Here is a 23,298-nt window from a genome sequence, read left to right as displayed (position 1 = left end):
AAAACATTGAATTCAAGTCATTGAATTTGTATTTCTATATAATAATTGAGTTGCCTATGATATTGAAATTGAAATTGAATTATTATAGTTATGTTTCAAAAGAATCGGACAATCTAATTTTCAAACTAAATATGGTGAAAGTAGAGGCTTACTTCAATTGCTTAATAGTTTCTTTCCTAAGAACTGTTTCTATATGCTATACTGACTCCTAATTACGTGTAGAAGGAATGATAAAAATAAAGGTTTTGTTATCCATTATTTTGTTTAGTTCTCCTTCAATTAAGTATCTTTCTTTACATTATATTGACTGTCAATCATTATATTTGAGATAATAAATATAATGATATAAATAATGCCATGGAGGTTTACAACATGAAAAACATAATGGAACTCCTCAACAATCCATATATTAAATATCCATTAATTGTGATTTCAGCTATAGCTATAATAAAAACAGGTTATGATTTAGGTTCCTTTATTAAAAAGTTAAAATATTTTTAAATCGTAAAAAGGCAATTGACTTTTTTAACAAAAGATCAATTGCCTTAAATGATATAGAAAAAGCACTGCTGAAACCTTCAGCAATGCTTTCCCATTAACCGTACTATGATAATGAACGTCTAATTTTTTCTACTCATGAGTTCTGTATACTCACATATATTTATTTTAGATTTAAGATACGTTCTATTTCCTTCACACTCAACTTACTTGCTTTTGCAATAGTTTCAAGCGGTACACCAATTTCATACATCCCTCGAATCATCTGCATCTTACCTTGCTCAATTCCTTTTTCCATGCCCTCTTGTTCTGCATGCGCTAACTTAGCTTGTTCATCTAGAAGTAATTTCTCTCGAGCTTCATATGCTGTTCGGAAAGAAGAATCATGGCTCATATTTTCCCATTTATTTATTGCCTTTTGTAAAATTGGATCTTGATTCATCGCAATCTCCTCCAATGTTTGAGTTAAATGTTCATCTTCATGTGCTGGTAATAATAACATCCAACGAACAAATGTATTTTCCCATGGATTCACTTTTTCTTCACGCCATTGTTTTACCAATTTCGGTATCTCTACAAAATGGATTTCAATGTCGTCACTTAAGAGTTGCTGCATTTTAATATTCCATAATTGTCCGATGGTATGAAATGCATCATCCTGAGAAAATAAAATAAAATCTAGTAAGTTAATGGTAATAGTTTTCCGAAGTGAACGATATGGCATTCCTTCTTGCATTTGGGATGTATAAAGTTTACTCCAGTAATATAAAGATCGCTTTACCATATCATGTGTATTTCGAAGCTGAATTTCAATATTTACTTGCGTTCCATTATCTAGCGTTGCTAATAGGTCTAAAATCGATAACTTATCATCTTCATAAGATTTATGGAGATGTGGATCATCTAATTGTAGCGAAGTAATAGGTGCATCTAAAGATTCCTCTAAAATTGCATTTAGGAAACCCGTTAAAATTTCCTCATTTCCTTTTGTTCCAAATAACTGTTTAAAAGCAAAATCAATGCGTAAATTTACTAATTTAGTGGACATGGATTTCCTCTCCCTGTCTATATCATCTCTTATTACTATTGTACATAAAAAAAGGTAGCACATGCAAACAGGCTCTTATGTTATCAGCTTGCCTAAACCTATAAAAACTTGTAATTCCGACAAAAAGCGATTGCAAATAACATCGTTTTACGCCACAACCTTTATTATTCGTCTATTCCTTGATCACATTATTATCAAACTAAAAACCTGCCATGAATCTATACGGATTCGAGGTAAACTCGGAGAGTGTTTTTTTATGCCCCATTCATAGGGTTCCTTTAGCAATGATAATAGCATTTTTATTAATCAAAACTAATTTCATCATCTTTCTTTTCTAATTTCCCATTAAATATAACCAGTTGTAGTTGTTCATAAATTTTCTGTGTATCTGGTGTACTTTCAGCCTGTTTGCGCTCACGTTTTACCGTAGTACCATTTTCCACTAATACATCACCTTTAGTTTCTTCGACCATTTCTATTTGTTCAAGTACCATAATACGTTCTAATCCTTCCATTCCCTCTAACTCTTCAACATCATCTGCATCATCAATTATTTCTAGCTCTTCTGTTTTTCTAATTTCCTTCTGTTCTTTTTTCAGTTCAATTACTAGTCGCTCTTGTACTATGTTCTCTTTTTCAATATTAACTTCAGCAGCTTCAATTACCTCTAAAGGCTTATTTTTAGCATTTGCTATTTTATTTGCTTTTCCTATAGCACTCTTCACTTTTATCGCTCTTAAAGAAGAGGATATTTGATTTAGTTTTCTTCCTAACCCATAGAAACGAATTGCCTCAACTATAACACCCATTACAATTCCAAAAAACCATGAATTAGAAAAGTATCCAACTAAACCAAATGTTATAACTCCTGGTAAATATAAGCTAGCATAGGCTATTAAATTAGGTATAGCTTTTTCTACTGTTAATTTGAAGCTATATTTAATTATTAAGTATATGGCACTTAACCCCACTATTAAACCAGCCAAACTTAATAATAAATTTTTAAAAGTCTCACCTATCATTACAATTTCCTCCCTTAATTTTTTAATTTTTTTATTAAAACCTCCTTTACTTTCGCATTTTTCAAAAAACAAATGAATTAATCACTAATTAACCTTCTGCCATTTTCCGTTTCTTCTTAATTGTTTTTTTTCGTCTCAGTTACAATTTCGATATCTTCAAATTGTATATAGGCTGCCACATGATACAAATGCTCGTAAACATCTGAATCTGATAAAATAGTTGTACCAAATACGATTATTTCATCAATCACAAATTCTGTTTCTTCATATTCAAACCCTTTTACTTTATCTTTTAGTATTCGTTCTACTTTCTTCTTAATTTGCATTACAGCAGTAATCTAAAAATTCCATAGCAACTTTGCTTCGAGCCTTATCTACCTCAACTCCGTATGTTTTTATTAGATTTTTTTTACTATCTAGATGCTCTGCTATTTGCTTTAATATTCGCCCTTCGCCGCAAGTTGGATCAAATATGTTTATTTAGCCTTTTGGTTTATTAAATAGTTCAACTAGATATTTTCCTTATTGCTCCGGCGTCGCGAAAAAGCCACTTCTTAACTTGTTACCTATATTACTCATACTCACATCTCCCTTTAATATTTTTACTTTTTAATACCACAAAAAAGCGGTCTTCGGATAAAGATATTAAGCACATTAAGCTTAATTCTCAGTCCGAAAGACCGCTGATAATTGTGGATATAAAAATAAAATTAAAAAGTATACTTTTATTTTAACTATAAATCTAAAAAGATTCAATTTAATTAAGTATAAATCAACCCTTGATTCAAGTGTGATTTGGTATATTACGAACTACTACTAACAGAAGATGCTGCGCTGCAAATGAAGCGGCAATCGTTGTGCTATCATAGCCGCCTACTGCGCCTGTATAAGGACTTCTATCCATAAATATTATGATGTTTCTTTATCCAAATAATACTATCATATAAGTAGGAGGGGAATTATGCTTACAGTAGAGAAAATGTTAGAGAGTTATGGCTTAGATTTATCTAAAAACATTAAAATCTTTCGGCATAAAGATGAGGATAGAATTGATGTTGTTGATTTATATGAAAAAGGACAATTAGAGTTATACCAGAAACATCAAAAAGATGATGTATTTGGAGAATGTGAATATGTGGTTAGCTTCCTAGACTTTGAGGAAGGTAAAAAAGCTGTATTTATAGGTGTTTACAAGGTGTTAAGCAAATCCAATCCCAAAAAATTCATTACTGATAAACTTTATGATTGGATGAAACCTGAGTACAAAAAGGGTAATGAATACTATTATGAAATGGAAAAAGTCAAAGGATTTGAGGAACTAGAGGATCGGATAATCATTAATTGGTCAGAGCGAACATTTCACATGTGGTTTGCACCACTAAAAAAGGTAAAGGCAGCCAGAAAGAGAAAACAATTTGATATCATAGAAATTATTCAAAAAGGAGCAATTCGTAAGTTTCCAGGATTTCTAGATTTTACACTTACATACAACGATTTAAAAAAATTATACGATAACCCTGATGTTAACTCCACTTGGTGTAAAATGCTTTCCTCAGTAGCAGGAATCTATGCAATTTTAGATAGAGAAACAGGGAAATTATATGTAGGTAAAGCAAATGCATATGGTGGAATAGGAAAAGGCGGGATATGGGGAAGATGGGAATCTTACGCTAAAACTGGACATGGAGGTAATAAGCAATTAATTGAGCTATTAGAAAATAATCCAGAACGTAAACAAGATTTTCTTTTTTCGATATTACGTACTTTACCCAAAACAATTACTAATGATGAAATACTCGATATTGAAAATATTTATAAGGAAAAGTTGGGTACACGTGAATACGGGTATAATGCGAATTAGTAACTTTTAATATAAAAAAGATAATAGAAAATTATTTGTATTTAAAATTGGCAGAAAAAACACCTGTTTTTTTAATAGGTGGTTTTTCCAATTTAATTTAAGATACTATAAAATTATTTTTCACCTATTAAATTCAGCACTTATTGGCATATGATCACTGAACTCAATCCAATCTTCACGAGATCCTATATGAAAAGATTTTAGTTGATCCAGTAATATTTCTGAAGCGAACAGAAAATCAATATGAAATGGTCTCGCTTTTTCTTTTCTAAAATAATGGGTCGCTTTCGACTCTTCACCATGTTCTTCCTTAGAAAAATGATGATAGGCACTCTTAATCCCAAACCCTTCAAGAAATTTAACAACCTCAGAATGTGTCTTAACTCTTTTGATACGATCAAATAGCTTATTACTGTTCCAGTCACCTACAATAATACATGGCTCTTTTAACAAAGATGCATATTTCTCTAGCGCTAAATATATTTGACCTATGTAACTATTATAACGTTTTTCAACCTTTTGTGACCAAACTGCAAACATTATAAACTCCTGTTTACCAGCAGAGACTTTTAATGGAACAATATAGCGAAATGATTTATCATAATCAGGATGAATTTCAATTTGATACCTTTTATCAAAAGTAATTATTCCAATACCCTTGTTTGGATTATCCCCTTCCCATAAAAAATTATCGATACCTTTTTCATCAATAATCTGTCCCCATTTTTCCGGCTTTTCACACTCTGAAATTACTAATATATTTGCTTTAAGCGGTAATATTTTATCGACTTTCTTCCTAAATGCCATTCCTGCATTCCATGCAATTATTTTCATTTACCCAGCTCCTATATGTGATTACATAATATTATACAACCCATCAACAACTTTAATGTTTGTGTACATCCGAGGTAATTAATTCATACATATTCAAGTAAAAAGGTCATTGCAATTAATAACTGTTTCCTTTCATGTATTACGACATGAACTAACTATTCCTGTTTGTTTTTTGGTAAATTAAAAGCTTTAAAAACTTCTAAATGTAATTCTGTAATTTCCCTCTCTACAAAATCGATAAATTTATTAATCCCCATATCAGGTGTCTTTGAATTTAGATTGAAATCATAGGATACAATACCTTTAGCATCATCAATATCATAGTATGTTAAATTAAATTTCGGATGATTTTCTACTCCTTTGACTAGTTCATCAAAAAAGTCTTTAATTGAGAAACCATACACCTTTGGTCCTTCTCTCTCTTCAATCACTTCTACTTTAAGTTTCATATCTTCAATTTTAGTAATATTTATTTGAACCTTCTTCATAAGAGCAGTTTTTGGTTCACCATAATTTACAAGTGCATACGTAGTATTCATTTCAAGTTGTCTTAAATCCATGTTCACCGCTGCATCCCTGGATAAAAACACTCTCATAATTATATCCCCCTTCTAAAATATTTCACAAAATAAACACCGGATATATAAGCATGTTTGGCATAGCCAAAGACTTTTGATAAACTAGCTATTTGAAGTTCTTTGATAACTTGATATATGAGGTGGCAGGAAGAAAATAGAGTGCGAAAACCAAGCCATTTGGTTCCTGCGTAAAATATCAACTGTACTAAGAGAGCGTCCAAGCGTTGGACATCTAGGGGTGGAACACCCTGAAGTAACGCTTAGAGAGACGAAAGGTTACATTCGTCGTGGAGCTGAGAAGCTCCCACATCATGCTTTGCTAAGTGGCGGGTAGTTCACAGCTCCAATAATTCCTTTATTTTTCCGCTAACGTCACGATAGCTTACTGCATAATCTCAACGGGAAAAATTATAAAAAAACATTGAATTGCTGAGGAATTCTGTCCTCAACATTAATTTAGATTTGCATCAAAAATGTAAATCCTCATTTCCCTGGTATTGTCCTTTAATAAGTCTATGTCTTATAAATAATTCTGCAATAATTAAATTTGGTACCCACGCTAACCAAGCAATAACAGCGTAACTAAGCTCAAACTGCTCTAATCCAAACAGCAATACAAACAAAGGTAGCCAAATTCTTAATGTAACTGCCGCAAAGGTTAAGGAATAATTTCTGATCATCCAATTCCGATGGTCTTCAATTTTTTTATTCTTAGCTCTATTTAATGCTTGATATGCTGATGTTAGCCAAAACACGGCTAACAAACCGAAACCAATCTTTGCTACCAATCCCCCCATAGCGTAAAAGGATAAGTATAGTCCTGAAACGCCCCCTAATAATATACCAACCATATAGATTCTCCCAACTATTCGATGACGGTTGATATTTCTTCCTCTAAATTTTGTGGATAATGTAAACGGACCGATTACTAATGCTACTATACTAGTTGTAATATGTATAAATAACATAATGTACCAAAAACTACTTAATTTAGATACAAACATAAGCTTCGTTTTGACAAGCCCTGTTTGAAATCCATCCATAATAAAATATTGGACAACAACATAGCCAGCTACTAAAAGAGCAAAAAAAGTAAATACAAACCAGATTTTCCTGTTCAAATTTTACTGCCTCCTTGCTACATTTAGGGAAGTTAGATTATACATTACTGTTCATTCTAGGGAAAAATAGAAAAGCCTTCTTTAATTATTTATTCACCACATTCTTTTCATCAAAACAACTCTAATTGAAATCTATAAAAATGAAACTAGATATACCGCAAACAAAAGTTGAGTTATGAATATCGATTCATTGTTAAAGCAACAAAGAGCCGCTTCAGCATATTTACCTGAAGCAGCTCTTGTTATCTCAAAAATGGTAATGGTGCTTGCTGAATTCCGTTTTGAGTTGAAATATAAAAAGATTTTGCGAATCCCTCACTGTGAATACATTCGTCTATTACGAGCATGATAGGAATTTTACGTAAGTCTAACATTAGCTCCTCTCTAACATGTTCTGCTAAAGCGAGATTAGATATAGATAAAATAAAAATACCTGGTAAACTCTTCGTATTTTCGAAGTTCAATAAATTATTTGGTCCATTTTGAATTTGATCTTCCCAAATTTTCAATCGCGATTTTAAATGTTGTGCATATCGCTGCCCCTGTTGTACCCTTTCAAATATGAAGTTTTGATTTCCAATCGGAGTTTTAACTTCTCCAACAGCAATTGGATTATACCCAGTACCAGTACCTTGTAGCCTCGGATACCAGCACCAGTTTTTTAATATTTGTTGGCCTACTGCAAACTCATATTTTAATTGATTCATAGTGACAAATCTTTGTACCCCTGCTACTCCAAGTTTTAACCACTGTTCTGGCTTTAAAGAATAGCTTGTATTACGGTTATGATAAGCCCACATCATCAAATGACCGGCAGTATTTAAAGTGATTGGAGCAGAGGTTTTGGGCTGTTCCGGAAATAGCCCCGATTTTATCTCCCATCGACTAACAAATCCATACAGTACCAGTTTTTTCAGCGATTCTGAAACCTGTGACCTACTAATTTTAGATTCCACAAAATTTTTAATTTGAGCTTCAGTAATCGCTAATGAATCCCAAATAAGCTTTAGTATTAAATTGTCTTTTTCATTTATAAAACCTGAATTAATTCTGTCATATATACTACGTAAATCTGTGAGTGGTTTAAATTTATCTGGAAGAATTGGTCCCCCCTGTAAAGAGGGGTCATCCCAAAGTGATAACGATTCGTCCCTATTAAGCCAATATTGAACCGCCTTTCCATTCTCTTGTACGGAAACCTGCGGCGCACTCATTAGTTATATAAAAACGCCGTTGGATCGTTAACTTTTTTGCGTCCAAATGGAAACTTAAAGATAACCCCCGACCCTCTCTCTTTTTCCACATCCACACTTACAATTCTCATACTTACTACGTCATCCAATACTGGTTGTTCGATTGTTTTAGGGACAATTCATTTAATTGTGCAGCCTTGGTCCAATTCAACAAAAACTCCAAAACGCGGGTCAACATTTACAACCCTTCCTACAATTGTATCCCCTTCAGCTAATTCAGATAATAACTGATAAGGATTTTCCACGGCGGCTTTTCTAGAAACGTGGATTAGTCGCTGTTCTGGATTAAATTGTAGAACCTTAACTGGGATATGTTCTCCAATTGGTGCATAGCGATCCACAGCGTTTTTATACACTCTTCCATAGTTTAGTTCATGTAATTTCATGAAGCATTCTGCACCATTGATGCGTAAGAATATGGTTGGAACCTGAGCATTCATGTTATATCCAGTTACCTCAGCTTCGTAAGTAGGTTCCTGAAGTCTTTCATCTTGCTCCAATTCTATTAACTCACGAATTAAGGCATCTGCAGATCTCCTGCTTGCTTCTTTTACTGAAACCTGAACTTTATTTACATCCAGTTCATCAGAAATTTGAGTAATTACTACGTTAAAAATATTTCCTGTGAATTGTGTAATACTTCTAAAAGAGTAATCAGAGAAGTCCTCTTTTTTACAAATACCTATAATCTTACCGTTTTCAAGGGCAAACTCAGCATATTCAGTATCTGGATCGTCTTTATCTTGTCTTTTAACCGTTCTCAATACTGCTTGAATTGGCTCTTTATATCTACGTAGTGCCTGTAGCTTTTCATAAGTTTTTGAATCCATAAAAATATCTCCTCTCCCTCATTCAATATTTAAAAATCCCAAAATAATACTTCTACTAGAATTATTGTTACTTTTAACTGAGAAACTAAGTTTTTTAGAAATATTCTCTAAAATTTTTAATTGTTTTTCACTAGATCTGCACCTTACCTTATTCATAAAGATTAAAGAATGGACAACTTTTCGTATATGATTATATGGATGGACAGTATACAAAAAAATTAGCTTTAAAGGGCTAAAAAAGTAGATATAGATGGACTTGAGAAAAAAGCTTATTTGAAGGATTAGAAGATGAGCCTTTTACAACCGCTATTAGTGAATACATTATTAAAAAAACCTCTTTCTGCATTCTTATAGACAGAAAAGAGGTTTTATATTGTACTTTATAAGAGCCTTTAGAGTTTTACGAATTATAAAAAGGCGCATTTAGATTGATACGTTTTTTTGCGATGTCTCTTTTGTGAATTGATATAAGGCAATTGCACCTAACAGAACAAGTACGTCTTCAGGAGCATCAATCAAAATAAATCTCCAAATTTCAGGAACTACCCAATTAATCCCTGCTGCTGATTCAAGATATGTTTGAAAATAACTGATTGTAAAATCAATTATAGATAAACATATAAATAATGTTAGACCAAATCGAATTAATTTCTTATTTTTAAACATGTAACACCTCTCAATATTCATTAGATATTCTTATTTTGGTTCTTTATATTTTTACATCATTATATTTAATTTTAACATAAAAAAACCAAATAAATACAATATGCAGCATATTCTTTTGATGCCGTGTTAATTCATTATATTGATATGAAGTACTATTATTTTTTATAAAAGTGAATTTTGAGCTTACAAAATAATTGTTTAAACTCCCTTTCGTAATATATACTGCTTTGAGATGAAATTATAGAAAAAATCCACACACTTTGAAAAGGTTTAATCAAAATGTATAGATTTTAATTTTGGATTCCTTAAGCTTTTATAAAAAAGATTGTTTATTTTATGTAATTTACTTAAATGAATGCAGTTTTCAGTTTAATAATATTCCTTCATGATCAGCATATAAATTTCACTTTTTAAAGATACATTTTGTTCATTGGCCTAACAGAAAAAGTTAAAAATCCTAACCCATGTTAGTAATTTTTCCTGTTTCTGTTGATAAATATAAAAATACTGCCTAGTACACTTAATGAAAGCACGAAATATAACAATAAATCAGGTAGAAATTCTGAAGAAACTATATCTATTGATTGAAAAATATATATGGCAATGATACCTACAGATAAGATATTGTACAACACATTATTTGTTTTATATTGAATTTCTCTTCCTCTTTCGTCTTTTGCTTCATCACTGGACTGAAATTGTATTACGTACATCTGACTGATGAATATTACAACTAAAAATAAAATTTTTAACCACAACATATGACTCACTCCTCCTGATAATCGAACACGTCAGTTATTGGCTTTTCAAATTCATTTGCGATTTTAAAGGCAAGAATTAGAGAAGGGTTATATTTGTTTTTTTCAAGAGTAGCGATAGTTTGTCGACTAACACCCACCCTTTTTGCCAGTTCTTCTTGCGTCCAACCTTTTTCTGCTCGGCAAACTACAATTCTATTATGTAACAAAAGCAACACCTCTTAAGATAATTGTAATTTATTTCTTACAATTCGTAAAGTATTTTTGACAAAACGCTTTTTATAAACAGTTAATCTTCTTTCAAAATGGTTAAACTTTATTGCAAATCCACACTTTCTTTAAAACAGTACGACTTTATTTCAAAGTTACAGTAAACACTTAAAAACCCCTCTTATTAACAACGCTAAGAGGGGTTTTTCTATTGTAAATCGATAATATAGTTATTTAATTTTCTTATGAAAATATAAGAGCCTTGCTACAATCTAGTGTGTGGTAAGGATCCTTAAAGTTGTTTAATTCTTATTGAACTAAAGCACCTGTTTGTTTAAGTGATTACATTCACATTTATCATTTTAGCCAAGAAAACTCCTTCCTCAAGGAACGCGAAGTGAGTAGGTGGGAGATGAATTGGCTTCGAACAAGGGATGGCAGGAAGCCATCTTAATTGTTCGACATACAGAAGGTGTTACTTTACTATCTATCGAATATATGTTCTGTGTATAATAGTTATATACCGAAATGGAGGTGAATGAAATGATGTTCAATAAAGCCTATAAGTTTCGTATCTATCCAAATCAAGCACAAGCAATTCTAATAAACAAAACGATTGGTTGTTCCCGCTTTGTATTCAATCATTTTCTATCCTTATGGGATCACGCATACAAAGAGACAGGAAAAGGCTTGACCTATGGTACATGCTCTGCCAAACTTCCTGCCATGAAGAAAGAGTTTGTTTGGCTGAAAGCAGTGGATAGTATTGCGATTCAGTCGTCTGTTCGCAACCTTGCCGATGCTTATACACGCTTTTTCAAAAAACAAAACAGCGCACCGCGCTTTAAATCTAAGAAAAACAACGTACAATCTTATACCACAAAACAAACAAATGAAAATATTGCCGTTGTAGGAAACAAAATGAAGTTGCCAAAACTAGGTCTTGTTCGATTTGCCAAAAGTCGTGAAGTAAAAGGACGTATTTTAAATGCTACAGTTAGACGGAACCCTTCTGGCAGATACTTTGTGTCATTGTTAGTTGAAACAGAAGTGCAAGAACTTCCGAAAACAAATTCTTACATTGGAATGGATGTGGGACTAAAAGATTTCGCCATTTTGTCAGATGAAACAACCTATAAAAATCCGAAGTTTTTTCGATCATTAGAAGAGAAGTTGGCAAAAGCACAGCGTGTTCTTTCTAGAAGAATGAAAGGATCTTCTCGCTGGAATAAACAACGAGTAAAAGTAGCTAGAATTCATGAATACATGACGAATGCTAGAAAAGATTACTTGGACAAAGTCTCAACTGAAATCATCAAAAACCACGATGTTATTGGTATAGAGGATTTGCAAGTATCGAATATGTTAAAAAATCGTAAGTTAGCAAAAGCAATTAGTGAAGTATCTTGGTCACAGTTTCGAACCATGTTGGAATATAAAGCAAAATGGTATGGCAAACAAGTCATTGTCGTATCGAAAACATTTGCTTCCAGCCAATTATGTTCTTGTTGTGGATATCAAAACAAAGACGTTAAAAATCTAAACCTACGTAAATGGGACTGTCCTTCTTGTCGTACACACCATGATAGGGATATTAACGCAAGTATCAATATAAAGAATGAAGCAATAAGGCTTCTAACCGCAAGGACTGCGGGGTTAGCCTAATCAATTAGAGTTCGATAGAACTCTTTACTTAGGAATCCCCCACTTCTAAACGAAGTGAAAGTGGGGGTAGTTCAAAATATCTCTCAAATATAATATCAGTTTATATATTCACCATTCTTCTCTAACAGGTTCAAGATAAATTGTAATTTGTTAATCGATATGTTTGTTTAACCACTGTTTAAATATCTTTAACTGTTCTTCAGTATGAAAGTAATGTTCACCTGTCTCCATGACTTCTAATTCACAACGATGTTTTTTTGTAAAATAGTTAATAGTTTCAAATTCGCACAGTTCATCCTTGGCTCCATACATAATATATGTATCTGTATTCCATGTATTAATAGGATGTTCTTTTACATAGCATAAATAATCCCAATATAACTTTTGACCAATAGGTGTCTCTATAGTCATTTCTTTTTGCAAAAGCTCTGGTGTTATATTAAACCATTTCATCATATTTTCGATAATTCGTTCCATATTAACTACTGGTGATAATAATAATGCCTTTTTTAACACATCATTTTGATAAGCTAAAAGGCTAAAATAAGCTCCCATACTACATGCAAACACGCTTACTTCTTTCCAATGTTCTTTTGCGTAATTCATAATTATAGATAATTCACTAATACAAAACTGTACTTTGCAAGGAGTATTATCATTTTTTCTTTCTCCATGCTCAGGTAAATCAAAGCTTAATACTTGATAACCTTTTTGATTGGCTTCTTCAGCTAATATTTGAATAACTGCATCTTCCTTATTTGACATATTTCCATGTACTGCAATAAAAATTTTTTCACTCTTACCTCCCCATAAAACCGTGGGAATATTACTAATTTTAAAATTATCTTTAAGCATATTTCCTCCGTCGAATAAGACATATAAGAATTGGCCAAAAACTGCACACACTTTATAATCCTCTACTCAGTTTTAAACAAATCAAACTATTACTAATTTATCACAAATGAATTTCACTCTCCCTCTGCCTCTATATAACAGAGTCTATTTTGTATTTAAAATCTTTCTTTTTTTTATTTCTTCAGAAGCTATAAGTTCTTATTTTGATCCTTATTGAGCTAATCTACTCTGTTAGCGGAAGAAGGATTTTTAAACAATTATATTATTTTTTAAATGACTATATTATAAATTAAACAGCTTTATTATCTCTGCACCTCTATTACTGGTTACACCACTTAAGGCATACGATCTTTTAAATCTGCTAAAGGTATAAGCTTGTCGACAAGCCATAACTTCTTATTTCCATCATAGATAAGGTTTATTTGCATTAATGACATATTATCAGATGAAACACCATTAACTGTAATTTTGCTTTTCACTTTTGCTAATACATTTGCTTTTGTAGTATCCAAAAATGCATAATACAACTCGCCACCTGTGTATTCAGATTGAAATGAAACTTTCTTCTTTTCTTTCTCATCTCCAGCCCCAGGAGCAGATTGCGTCGGTCCACCTGGTGGTGTTAATTCTTTCTTTGCATTCGGTGTTATATATGCATCGATATTAGCAAGGTATGATTCGCCTTTACCCGTATCATAAGTACGGAAAGCTTTAAGAAATCGTTCTGCAGCTTCCTTTACTTGTTGTTGATTGTTACTCTTTAGAGCTGATAATTCCTTTTTCGTATCATTGTATTGTGCCTCCACCTTTTCCACTTTTTTCGTTAATTTTATATTATCAGTTTTAAGTTTCTCATTATCAGATTGATATTTTATTAAAAACCCTACACTAGCTATTAATAAAATTGCTATTATAATGGTAATTTTCTTCATCATTTACCTCCTTTTCGCAGTTTCATAAGTTGCTAGGTGTTACATGCATTATTATCTAACTACACGACCATATCCCGCAAAATGCTGTTGAAAATATGATTTACTTAAATCAGCATAGCCAATCGGATCGCCAGCATGATACATTGTATTATTTCCTACATAAATGCCAACATGCGTAATGTAGTTACTTGTAGCATAAGTACTATGGAAAAATACTAAATCTCCTGGCTTAGGATCTGTTATACGTTGGGTTTTATCCCATTGGGTTTGTGCAGTACCAAATAAATTAATACCAACTCTTGAATACGTATACTCAATAATTCCACTACAGTCGAATGACGTATTTGGTGTTCGCCCTCCAAAAACATATGGCCATCCTTGATACTTTAGTGCTTCTGCCATAATGGCTTGGAATACATCATCACCTAAAACGCTACCACCAGCAATTCCACCAGAACCACCAGGGGTTTGACCAGGTTGATAGTATCTCATAATATATGGGACATAATCTGGATCACCATAACACCAATTATTAGCTACTGCCTCCGCACTTCGCCATGATGCACATCTATAACCATTTTTAGCTGATTGCTCTGCAGAAAATGCCCTTGCATTCTCGTGAGTATATCCACCTTTCGAAACTGCATAGTTAGCGTAGCCAGTTCCGTAGTTATAACATTGTAATGTAGTATTTTGATCACCATTTGATTTTTTATGACAATCAGCAAAATGCATTAAACCATATTTAATACTTTCTTCTGGATCAGTAAAATACCCAGGAGGATACCCTTGTGATTCTGAACTTTGCATAACATCCAATTGCGTCCCAGAACTTTCTTGTTGAATAAGAGCTAATATTAATGGAGTCATTGCTTCTATGCCATGTTGCGCCGCATATTTCCTTACCAATGGCTCCCATCTCATTACTTCAGGACTGACACTTGCAGTACCTGGTGCAAAAGGACCACTAATTCCCCCAGGGCTGACTTCATCTTCACTCATTGTGGCAGTTAATAAAAATATCACAATTCCTAAACCTGCAACAACAGCTAGAATAACACCGGCTACTATTAATAATGGCTTTGCAACAGCAACTGTAGCTGCCTTCTGTGCTACTTTAACTGCTACTTTCTTACCTACTTGTGCAACTGCCTTACCCGCTAATTTTGATCCTTTACCAGCCGCCTTCCCTAAAGAATGGCCTGCCTTTTTCAAGGCAGGCTTAGCATTCCCTAGTTCAGCTTCAGGATGATGTTCATTTTCAAGCTCGCGATTTGGTTCCGCACTCAATGTATAAACCCTCCCTCATGAGCTGAATTATTTAGGTTTTTTGGTTTCTTTTGCTTTTACATTTTTTAAAGCTTCTTGTTGTGTTTGTGCTTTCGTGTCAACTTTTTTAATTGCTGCCCCTTCTTTTACCTGTTGCTGATTATTCACTTTAGGAACATCTTTAGTTTGTTGTGGATTAACCGGTTTTACCTCTACTTGTTTTTGTGGCGTACTTACATGTGAAGTAGTGACTGGTTTACTCTCAATCGGTTTCGGTTGTGTTGGTGTTGTTCCTGACTGTGGTGTTGTGATTGGCTTACTTTCCATCGGATTCGCTGGTGTTGGTGTTGTCCCTGACTGTGGTGTTGTGATTGGCTTACTTTCCATCGGATTCGCTGGTGTTGGTGTTGTTCCTGACTGTGGTGTTGTGATTGGCTTACTTTCCATCGGATTCGCTGGTGTTGGTGTTGTTCCTGACTGTGGTGTTGTGATTGGCTTACTTTCCATCGGATTCGCTGGTGTTGGTGTTGTTCCTGACTGTGGTGTTGTGATTGGTTTGCCATCCATCGGATTCGCTGGTGTTGGTGTTGTTCCTGGCTGTGGTGTTATGATCGGTTTGCCATCCATCGGATTCGCTGGTGTTGGTGTTGTTCCTGGCTGTGGTGTTGTGATCGGTTTGCCATCCATTGATTCTATTTGACCCGTTGGTGTTTTAATTGTTGCTACTGGTTTTGCTTCCGCCTTTACATCTTCTTGCTTATTCTCAAGTCCACCATTATTTTGACTTGCTACCGGTCTAACTTGAGCTTTTACATCTTCTTTATCTTTTAGTTCCTCATTTGATTGCACTACTGGTTTAACATCCGCTTTTACATCCTCTTCTTTATCTTTTAGTTCTGCTTGTTGTATTTCAGGATTATTATCTTCATGTTTCTCTCGTACTGCTAATTCTGGATTCTCTTTAGTTGCGGCTACTTCTTCCTTAACCCTTTCATGCTCCTGATCTCCTTTTCTATCGCGAACACCTAAATCTTCTTCTTTTTTCATTTGATTAATATTTTTTTCTTTTTCTGCTTGCATTTGTTCTTTTTCCTTGCGTTTACCATCTGCTACCTTTTCTTTTCTATCTGCATAGTTTTCTTTCAACTGTTTAAACTTACTGTAGCCTGATTTACCCACTTTTCCTGCCACCGCAGCACTTGCAACACCCGCGGCGCCAGCTACTGCTACACCCCTTCCAACTGTCTTAGATCCACGTCTAACATCACGATATTTCTGCCTAATATTACTCATAGCATCTGATGCGCGTGCAGCTCCGGCACTTGCTGGTACTGTAGTAATAGCATCGAAAATTGTTTTACGATATAACCAAACACCTAAAAACGAAAGTACTTGTAATGCAGCAACTACTAAATAACCATACTTATCAGTTGCGCTAAATAAGATCGAAGAAACCCAAAACATTAAAGTGATAAGAAAGCCAATTGCAACTTTCATAAGCAGTGTTCGGAACAATTCAGATAAAAATCTCTTTGCTGTCCCAGTCCATGCAGGTACTAAAGCCATCAATAACATTACTGGTGACATTAGCGCTACGATAATAAACATTAATTGGTAGAACAACATCGCCATACTACATAAGCCTAAGACAACCCATAAAGGTCCATTGATTAAGAAAAGTAGTAATACTAAAGCGCCACGCTCAAAAGTAGCATCCAAAGTTAATATCGTATTTTTCTTCTGTTCTACTTCCTCTTTTAATAGATCCTGCCTTTCATCTGCTCCTGTTGTTGTTAACATTTTCTTAATTCTTTCATCACCGATTTTCTTCATATCTGTTGTACCAAACTGCAGTAATGTATAAGGTTGTTTTATTAATAGAGTGTGTGTTAAATCAGTAATGGAATCGACACCGCTTGAATATCCTTGACTTGCTCCACTAATACTTTGAGTGGAATCAAGAACAGTTTTATTTACTTGTTCAGAGAAAGTGTTCAGTCCTTTGATAATATAACTTGAATTTGCGAAAAAACCTAAAGTAAAAACTAAGATACCTAATGCCTTTAACAATCCTCCTAGCATCTCTGACTGGCGTCGTTGTACAAAACCTACCCAGATAACCCAGCAGGCTAATAAAGCTAACATGAGTCCAATTAATTCACTATATATTCCATTACCCCAAGAACCATTGAATCCTGCTGCTTTAGATATTACATCGCCTAATTTATCTCCTACATCAGCTACAATATTGAGACTCATAGATTGGCCGACCATACTTGTAACAAAAGTACTAACTGCAAGATTAATGGTCCATCCAATACTTACAAGACTAAATAACACAGCAACCATTTGTTCTTTTACTTTGTCTCCCCATTTCCAAAACTTGAGAGATTCACCAAATCCCCCTTCTGGTGTATAAATGTCAATTCCATAGCTACTTGCAGGGTATTCTTCATATTTTAATTTTTCTTTATTCTTTGGAATGATATCATCTATAAGAGAAGGTCTGGGTTCTTCCTCTGCATATACTGGAGCAGCTTTAAAAAGTAAATTAAATGCTAAAAGCAAAGTACAAATTAATAACAATAGGGTAATAAACTTTTTCATTACATGTTACTCCCCCTTTTATGGGAAACCTATTAATCTTTCGAACTAAACTCATTTGTCGGTTTAGTATTTGCTACCTCATCAATTTCATTTCGTTGAGGGCCAGAATAACTTCGAACTTTAAATCCATCCTCTGTACGAACTACTCTTACCCATTTCACTGCTTTATCGATGTTTTTAGGGGGCTTCTTTGAAATAAAGTTATACATAATTGTATCCTTATCTACCACATACTCTTTTACTGTATAGTCTTTGTAAGATAAATTATTTTGTGGCCCTTGATTCGGATCTAAAATTTTATTTTTATCTCCATCGACGATAAGTTTTCTAATTGTTTTATTATCATGTTGTAAGTCGGCCTTTACAAAGTCCAACATCATTTCTCTAGGAGTGTGCCCCTGTTTATCTTTTTCTTCTCCTACATTTGTTTCGCTATTTCCACATGCTGCGCTCAAAATTAGAGCGCCAGCACATAGGCTAGAAAGTATTAATTTTTTTAGTTTAGTTTTTAACATATTAACTCACTCCTACGTTTATTTTTTCTCCCCCTTCCTCGACAAAGGTTGCATTAACTTCCTGCTTTTCATCATCATTTGACCTTCTATAATTCTTTCTCGCATTTGGTCTTGTATCAAATGCATCATATAAATCCTTAAACACTACATCCATTGTGACAACACCTGTTCTTCCTTGGATATCTTGGAATAAACATTGTCCTGTTTCTAAATTAGTAATAATCGCATGATTTTCTTCATTATCAGGTAATCCAAAGAAATCTAAGATTGAAGAAATTTCTTTACTGTCTGTATTACGGAATGAGAACTTCATACCGATATTATTTTTAAATGTCTCATCCCCAAGGTCACTTGCACTTTGAGTTGCAAAGTATACTGCAGAGTTTAAGGCACGACCTTCACGGACTAACTTACGAGCTAACTCTCGCCCTTGAGAAGTCCCCATTATTGCCCATGCTTCATCCAATAAAACAATTTTGAATTTAGTAGGATCCTTTTGAAAGAATTTTCTTGCAAAAGAAGATAGAGACATTAGCATACTAACCGATAAATTTTCTTGTAGGGTATAATCTTTCGGATCTTTTTGAATATCTGGCATGTCAAGATGCTGAATTTGTATGATATTTACTGCTGTATCAAGTTCAATATCTCTATTTGTTCCATCACCAAAGATTAAGTGTGCAAATGATAAATTCTCAAATGCTTGAATATGAGCGGCTAATTGTTGATCCACTTTATCCTCACTATCTTCAAGGTATTGAGATACAGCCGTTAAGCATGGCTCTTCCATTCCTGCAACAAATTCTACAGCAGAAGCCAAGCGCGGGAATTTTTCCGAGTTATCAGGTTTAATACCTGTAATGAAAGTAAGAATTGTCATCGCTAACTCAATTGCATCTTTTCGGCTATGTTTATGAATGATAAATGGGTCAAGTTTCCCTTCATCTCGTCTATCAGTCCCTAGTGTAATTACGTTTACTTTACCTTCTAAACCATGTAAATCTTCTGTCCAGTTCCCCCTCTCACCTTTCGGATCGACTATCAGTGTTTGTGCTCCTCCAAGAACAGCTAAGTAAACAATTAAGTTCGTTCCAAATGATTTACCAGAACCAGTACTTCCCGTTACTGCAACTGAAAGTGCGCTTGTTTTTTGATTTGCAACGGTATTTGTTGCTGCGAGAGAAGGTGTCATATAGACTGCTTTGTTTAAAATACCAGTTGTTCCAATATAAAACCCGATATTATCCCCTAAATCTTGTGTTGCTCCAAACATACCGGCCGCAAGTACTCCAGGTTCCATAAAGTGTATATAATCATTTACATACCTTCTTGCCCCAGGGATATGTTCATTAAACAGGAGGAACTGATCTCCATATGGTCTTACTAGTTCAATCATCATCTCTCTATAAATAGAAATGAGTGAATTTGTATTCCGACGCATTGTATCTAAATCTTCGGCACATATACAGAAAGATACTGATGTTTTTACTAACGGCATACGTGTCTTTTGTATGAGGGCTTGTAGCTCAGTAGCTTCCTGAACACCTTCATACACATTTAATCCAACAGTTTGTGCATTTTCCCTTGCATGCATTTCTTGATCTTCTAAATCCTTTTTCTTCTTATTTAGTTTAGATAGTGCTTTACGATGATTTATGTTTTCTGTACGGACACTTAATTCAATAGGGAAATCTATGTTTTGAATCATATACATCCACTCTTGGTCTGGAAACTCCATCTTATATGGGATTTTAGATGTAGATAAAAAGCTCATATATGCTGGATATTCTAACCCGTCGGTACCAATCTGGGACATTTCAATATGTCTTCCTTTAACATCAAATTCTGCTTCGGATAATCGTAATAAGCTTTCTTGATTTGGTATTATTGCAGAGTCGTCATTCTGTACGGGAGGTGTCCATCCAGCAGTTACTGGCGCCTCTAATGTGCGATAGAAGTTTCTTAATATAATCCATTGCGTTTCATTAGTTTCTAGAGCCCTTACAGCCAAATGTTTTCTTATTTTATTTTTAAAAGCGCTAGCTTCTCTTTTAAACATCTCCAAATCAGTTTTTAGTATTTTGGTATCACCAAGTAACCCAAACTGTTCTGCAGTGTTTTTAAAGGTATGAAATGCTGTGTACAACATTTCTTTAAACCCTTCTTGTATGTGTCTTACCTTTAATTTCACGCCAATAAAATATCGGTACTCTACTGCATTTTTACCAAATTTTCGTTCTAGCTCATGTACGACATCATCTGTATGATCAATTGCAAGTTCTTTTAATTCACCGCTTACTGTTTCTTTGAATTCATCTGCTTTTTCTTGGAAGTTCTGATAAACAGGAATCATTAAGAGGTGCTTTTCTTCATCAAAATTCCAAAACAAGCCAAGTTGACGCATGAATAAGGTATTTTTATCATCATCGCCTCGGAACTCGTATGGTATTCCGTATGCCTCATAATACGCCCAGCAAGAGCCATCTTGGTTAAAAATCAAATTTTCGTGAAAGTATTTGACTGGAAATTCAACCTGATTCATTTTACCCTCCTTAGAGAAGAATATGAGACTAAAATAATTCTTCCGTATAGATTAATTAATTACTTATTATTGATTGAATCATCCTTGAATCGTATTAAGGTTTTATATTGATAGTTTCCAATATTATCAGTTGTATCTTTATAGCGGCTAATCTTCTTATTTTCGAACATAAACACGAAAAATCGAAACAAAAATTTATGTGGGCTTTTTCCATCCAATTCTACATTGCCAAAGAAGTATGCTATTCCACCTGGTAGTATTAAATATTTTAAAAACACATTATTTCCTAAAGGTAAAAACTGATCTAGAATTAAAATTAAAAGTAAAGATCCAACAAAGAAGCCCAACTGTCTATAAGGAACTGGGAAAGGGAGGGTTAAGTCCCTTATCCCGTATAAACTCTTAGGAATATCCCATATCGAGTTGTATGTCCTAACTTCTTTACGAGTCGGCTTTTGAGTCATTTCTACCAACCCCTTTAATATTTTCAGAGATTTTTAATTTATCACTTGAATACTAAATTATATAATTTTGTACCAAGATCTTTGAAAACGTCTGGTGAGAATACAAAAACTGATAATAGTGCACAAACAATTATCCAACCAAGTAAACCAGCCATTTGTCGTTTAACTGCAAAGATAATTACTCCAATAAGTGCTACAACTAAAAAGATTGGACCTAATTGAGCTACTAACCAATTTTTAATATTTACTCCAAAATTAATATTACCTATTACAGCTGCATCTGTAATAGCAGGTAATTGGTGAGCTAACATATCTAATCCCAAAAGCTCCATAATTATTTACCCTCCACTTTCTCTAATGTGTTTTCAAATTTCTTCATAGAGCTAATTGAAAACTTGTTATCTTTATTTACAAGATTTAAATCATATGTGTATGTGTACTCTAAGCTGCTATCATTGTCTTTTAACTTGGCATCAACTAAGACTCTGTACCCTTTATCTCTATCTTCATAAATTCGTAGGTTTTCTAATTTGCTAAATGTCATAATACCTTTTAGTCCATTTGTTATATTACTTTTTTCAAAGTAGTAAGCAATTTCTTCTGGTGTTCCTTCTGTATACACTTTAAATACAGATTGTAAAAATTGTTCTACTTTTTTTATTTCTGCATCTGTATTAATTTCTCGTCCTTCTGATTTGAAAGTGGCTACTTTATAAGGAGCCTTTTCTCTCTCTCCATGAACGATCGTAGGATTGTTAGGGACTACCATCCTCCCTTTCTCCATTAAAATTGGAATAGAGAAGTACCTTGTAACTTCTTTTGGTTCTTTTGATGTGTCTGGAGCTTGTGTCGTCCCAGGAGCAGGATTATTTACAGGTTCTAGTTTCTGAATGATTTTCAATGTAACTTCTGCTTCATTTCCTTTTTGTCGGACCCCTACTGCTTCCGATTTAACTAAAGTACTAGAAGCGTTTTTTAAAGTATCTCTATTTAATCCACCTTGCTCATCGGATCCTTCAACTAGAAATTTCTCTAATCGTTTTTTTCGTTCTTCAGCTACATTCATATCAACTTTCCAATTAAAATAATTAGTGGCAAAACTATTCGCATATGCAATTAATTCTGCTTCTGACATTTTAATTTTTACGGGTTCCTCCTTCTTTTCCTGAACAGCTACTGCTCTAGGAGGACCAGCAAGTTGGATAAATGAAAGGGAGCTTCCGGCAAACACGAATCCCATCACACACCAAAATGTAACCTTACCTACTTTTCTTCCTGTTATCGCTGGAACTTTCTCCCTTGTTTTACGTTTCTTCTTTTCTTTAAGTGCTTCTGAATTTTCTTGTTGCATATCTAATATTTCAGTTGTTTTATTCTTTGCTTTTTTAAAGAATGTAAATTTCTTTTTTTCGGCGTTTTTCTGGGATTTCTTTTTTACCATGTCTTCACCTCTCTTTTTAAATGGTTCGGAGATTACAAAGTTCATTGTAATTTCCACTAATCAACTATCTACTTTAAGTATGATTTACTTTTTTCGGAAATCTAAGAGAAACAAAAAAAAATTATGTTTTATATCAAAAATTTTTTAGGACAATTAAAACTAAATATAATGTTTATTAAAGTACATAAAAAACCCAATTCCATTAAGAAATGAAATTGGGTTTACACAGGGTCTATTCTCTATAGTAAGTATTACACAATATAAAAACCTAATATAATATATATCTTTAATATATATATAAAGAAAAAAGATAATACTTTTATACAGAG

Annotated in this window: 23 protein-coding genes and 1 pseudogene; 3 read left to right on the top strand and 21 right to left on the bottom strand. The window is 33.6% G+C overall.

Annotation, left to right across the window (positions count from 1 at the left end):
* The first annotated feature begins 372 nt into the window (after window positions 1-372).
* The gene (locus MKY90_RS30190; protein WP_000789922.1) at window positions 373-501 is read left to right on the top strand and encodes a hypothetical protein; all 129 of its coding nucleotides are present in this window, start codon (window positions 373-375) and stop codon (window positions 499-501) included.
* 160 nt (window positions 502-661) lie between these two features.
* Here MKY90_RS30190 and MKY90_RS30185 read toward each other — a convergent pair whose 3' ends face one another.
* The 4 genes from MKY90_RS30185 to MKY90_RS30170 all read right to left on the bottom strand — a co-directional run bounded on the left by MKY90_RS30185 (window position 662) and on the right by MKY90_RS30170 (window position 3,042).
* Window positions 662-1,546: an Rpn family recombination-promoting nuclease/putative transposase gene (locus tag MKY90_RS30185; RefSeq protein WP_341093795.1), complete on the bottom strand. Its 885-nt coding sequence runs from the start codon at window positions 1,544-1,546 to the stop codon at window positions 662-664.
* Between the two features lie 302 nt (window positions 1,547-1,848).
* Window positions 1,849-2,568, bottom strand: a complete 720-nt coding sequence (locus tag MKY90_RS30180; RefSeq protein WP_341093793.1) for a hypothetical protein — start codon at window positions 2,566-2,568, stop codon at window positions 1,849-1,851.
* Window positions 2,569-2,684: 116 nt separating this feature from the next.
* Window positions 2,685-2,894 carry a hypothetical protein gene (locus MKY90_RS30175; RefSeq protein WP_341093791.1) on the bottom strand — a complete coding sequence of 70 codons (210 nt, stop codon included), beginning with the start codon at window positions 2,892-2,894 and terminating at the stop codon, window positions 2,685-2,687.
* Entirely contained in the window at window positions 2,884-3,042 is a 159-nt protein-coding gene (locus MKY90_RS30170) for a hypothetical protein (protein WP_341093828.1), read from the bottom strand. Before MKY90_RS30170 ends, MKY90_RS30175 begins: the two co-directional genes overlap by 11 nt.
* Before the next feature lie 487 nt (window positions 3,043-3,529).
* On the opposite strand from MKY90_RS30170, the gene MKY90_RS30165 reads away from it, so the two are divergent.
* Window positions 3,530-4,429, top strand: coding sequence for a GIY-YIG nuclease family protein (locus tag MKY90_RS30165; protein ID WP_341093789.1), 900 nt, complete (start codon window positions 3,530-3,532; stop codon window positions 4,427-4,429).
* A gap of 120 nt (window positions 4,430-4,549) precedes the next feature.
* On the opposite strand, the gene MKY90_RS30160 is transcribed toward MKY90_RS30165, so the two are convergent.
* The 8 genes and pseudogenes from MKY90_RS30160 to MKY90_RS30125 all read right to left on the bottom strand — a co-directional run bounded on the left by MKY90_RS30160 (window position 4,550) and on the right by MKY90_RS30125 (window position 10,678).
* Window positions 4,550-5,263: an endonuclease/exonuclease/phosphatase family protein gene (locus MKY90_RS30160; protein ID WP_341093787.1), complete on the bottom strand. Its 714-nt coding sequence runs from the start codon at window positions 5,261-5,263 to the stop codon at window positions 4,550-4,552.
* A gap of 155 nt (window positions 5,264-5,418) precedes the next feature.
* Entirely contained in the window at window positions 5,419-5,859 is a 441-nt protein-coding gene (locus tag MKY90_RS30155) for a hypothetical protein (RefSeq protein WP_341093785.1), read from the bottom strand.
* A 449-nt stretch (window positions 5,860-6,308) separates the two neighbouring features.
* Entirely contained in the window at window positions 6,309-6,962 is a 654-nt protein-coding gene (locus MKY90_RS30150; protein ID WP_341093784.1) for a DUF2306 domain-containing protein, read from the bottom strand.
* Between the two features lie 242 nt (window positions 6,963-7,204).
* Complete coding sequence (locus MKY90_RS30145) at window positions 7,205-8,176, bottom strand: hypothetical protein (protein WP_341093782.1); 972 nt, start codon at window positions 8,174-8,176, stop codon at window positions 7,205-7,207.
* A pseudogene (locus MKY90_RS30140) lies at window positions 8,176-9,045 on the bottom strand (RNA-binding protein). Before MKY90_RS30140 ends, MKY90_RS30145 begins: the two are co-directional and overlap by 1 nt.
* A 423-nt stretch (window positions 9,046-9,468) precedes the next feature.
* Window positions 9,469-9,732, bottom strand: a complete 264-nt coding sequence (locus MKY90_RS30135; RefSeq protein ID WP_080018263.1) for a DUF3937 family protein — start codon at window positions 9,730-9,732, stop codon at window positions 9,469-9,471.
* Window positions 9,733-10,178: 446 nt separating this feature from the next.
* Window positions 10,179-10,472 carry a hypothetical protein gene (locus MKY90_RS30130; protein ID WP_000964484.1) on the bottom strand — a complete coding sequence of 98 codons (294 nt, stop codon included), beginning with the start codon at window positions 10,470-10,472 and terminating at the stop codon, window positions 10,179-10,181.
* A 5-nt stretch (window positions 10,473-10,477) separates the two neighbouring features.
* Window positions 10,478-10,678, bottom strand: coding sequence for a helix-turn-helix transcriptional regulator (locus MKY90_RS30125; protein WP_000903070.1), 201 nt, complete (start codon window positions 10,676-10,678; stop codon window positions 10,478-10,480).
* Window positions 10,679-11,222: 544 nt separating this feature from the next.
* On the opposite strand from MKY90_RS30125, the gene tnpB reads away from it, so the two are divergent.
* Window positions 11,223-12,344, top strand: a complete 1,122-nt coding sequence (tnpB, locus tag MKY90_RS30120) for an IS200/IS605 family element RNA-guided endonuclease TnpB (RefSeq protein WP_341093777.1) — start codon at window positions 11,223-11,225, stop codon at window positions 12,342-12,344.
* Window positions 12,345-12,494: 150 nt separating this feature from the next.
* Here tnpB and MKY90_RS30115 read toward each other — a convergent pair whose 3' ends face one another.
* The 9 genes from MKY90_RS30115 to MKY90_RS30075 form a co-directional block, all read right to left on the bottom strand.
* Window positions 12,495-13,199 (bottom strand): alpha/beta hydrolase, encoded by a 705-nt coding sequence (locus MKY90_RS30115; protein WP_341093775.1) that lies wholly within the window; start codon window positions 13,197-13,199, stop codon window positions 12,495-12,497.
* A gap of 335 nt (window positions 13,200-13,534) precedes the next feature.
* Entirely contained in the window at window positions 13,535-14,131 is a 597-nt protein-coding gene (locus MKY90_RS30110; protein ID WP_000724391.1) for a hypothetical protein, read from the bottom strand.
* A gap of 51 nt (window positions 14,132-14,182) precedes the next feature.
* Window positions 14,183-15,421, bottom strand: a complete 1,239-nt coding sequence (locus MKY90_RS30105) for a bifunctional lytic transglycosylase/C40 family peptidase (protein ID WP_341093771.1) — start codon at window positions 15,419-15,421, stop codon at window positions 14,183-14,185.
* A gap of 27 nt (window positions 15,422-15,448) precedes the next feature.
* Entirely contained in the window at window positions 15,449-18,007 is a 2,559-nt protein-coding gene (locus MKY90_RS30100) for a CD3337/EF1877 family mobilome membrane protein (protein WP_341093769.1), read from the bottom strand.
* 32 nt (window positions 18,008-18,039) lie between these two features.
* Window positions 18,040-18,522: a hypothetical protein gene (locus MKY90_RS30095; protein WP_098319465.1), complete on the bottom strand. Its 483-nt coding sequence runs from the start codon at window positions 18,520-18,522 to the stop codon at window positions 18,040-18,042.
* A 1-nt stretch (window position 18,523) separates the two neighbouring features.
* Entirely contained in the window at window positions 18,524-21,064 is a 2,541-nt protein-coding gene (locus tag MKY90_RS30090) for an ATP-binding protein (protein ID WP_341093766.1), read from the bottom strand.
* A 59-nt stretch (window positions 21,065-21,123) separates the two neighbouring features.
* Complete coding sequence (locus tag MKY90_RS30085) at window positions 21,124-21,528, bottom strand: TcpE family conjugal transfer membrane protein (RefSeq protein ID WP_341093764.1); 405 nt, start codon at window positions 21,526-21,528, stop codon at window positions 21,124-21,126.
* A 41-nt stretch (window positions 21,529-21,569) separates the two neighbouring features.
* A complete protein-coding gene (locus tag MKY90_RS30080; protein WP_000421388.1) occupies window positions 21,570-21,860 on the bottom strand; it encodes a hypothetical protein in 291 nt (96 codons plus the stop codon).
* A 2-nt stretch (window positions 21,861-21,862) separates the two neighbouring features.
* Complete coding sequence (locus MKY90_RS30075; RefSeq protein WP_341093761.1) at window positions 21,863-22,969, bottom strand: conjugal transfer protein; 1,107 nt, start codon at window positions 22,967-22,969, stop codon at window positions 21,863-21,865.
* Between the last annotated feature and the right edge of the window lie 329 nt (window positions 22,970-23,298).

Source organism: Bacillus sp. FSL P2-0099 (genome assembly GCF_038007445.1).
Classification (GTDB): Bacteria; Bacillota; Bacilli; order Bacillales; family Bacillaceae_G; genus Bacillus_A; species Bacillus_A mycoides.
Note: the sequence above shows the minus strand (reverse complement) of the source record. Positions and strands in the feature narration are given on the sequence as shown.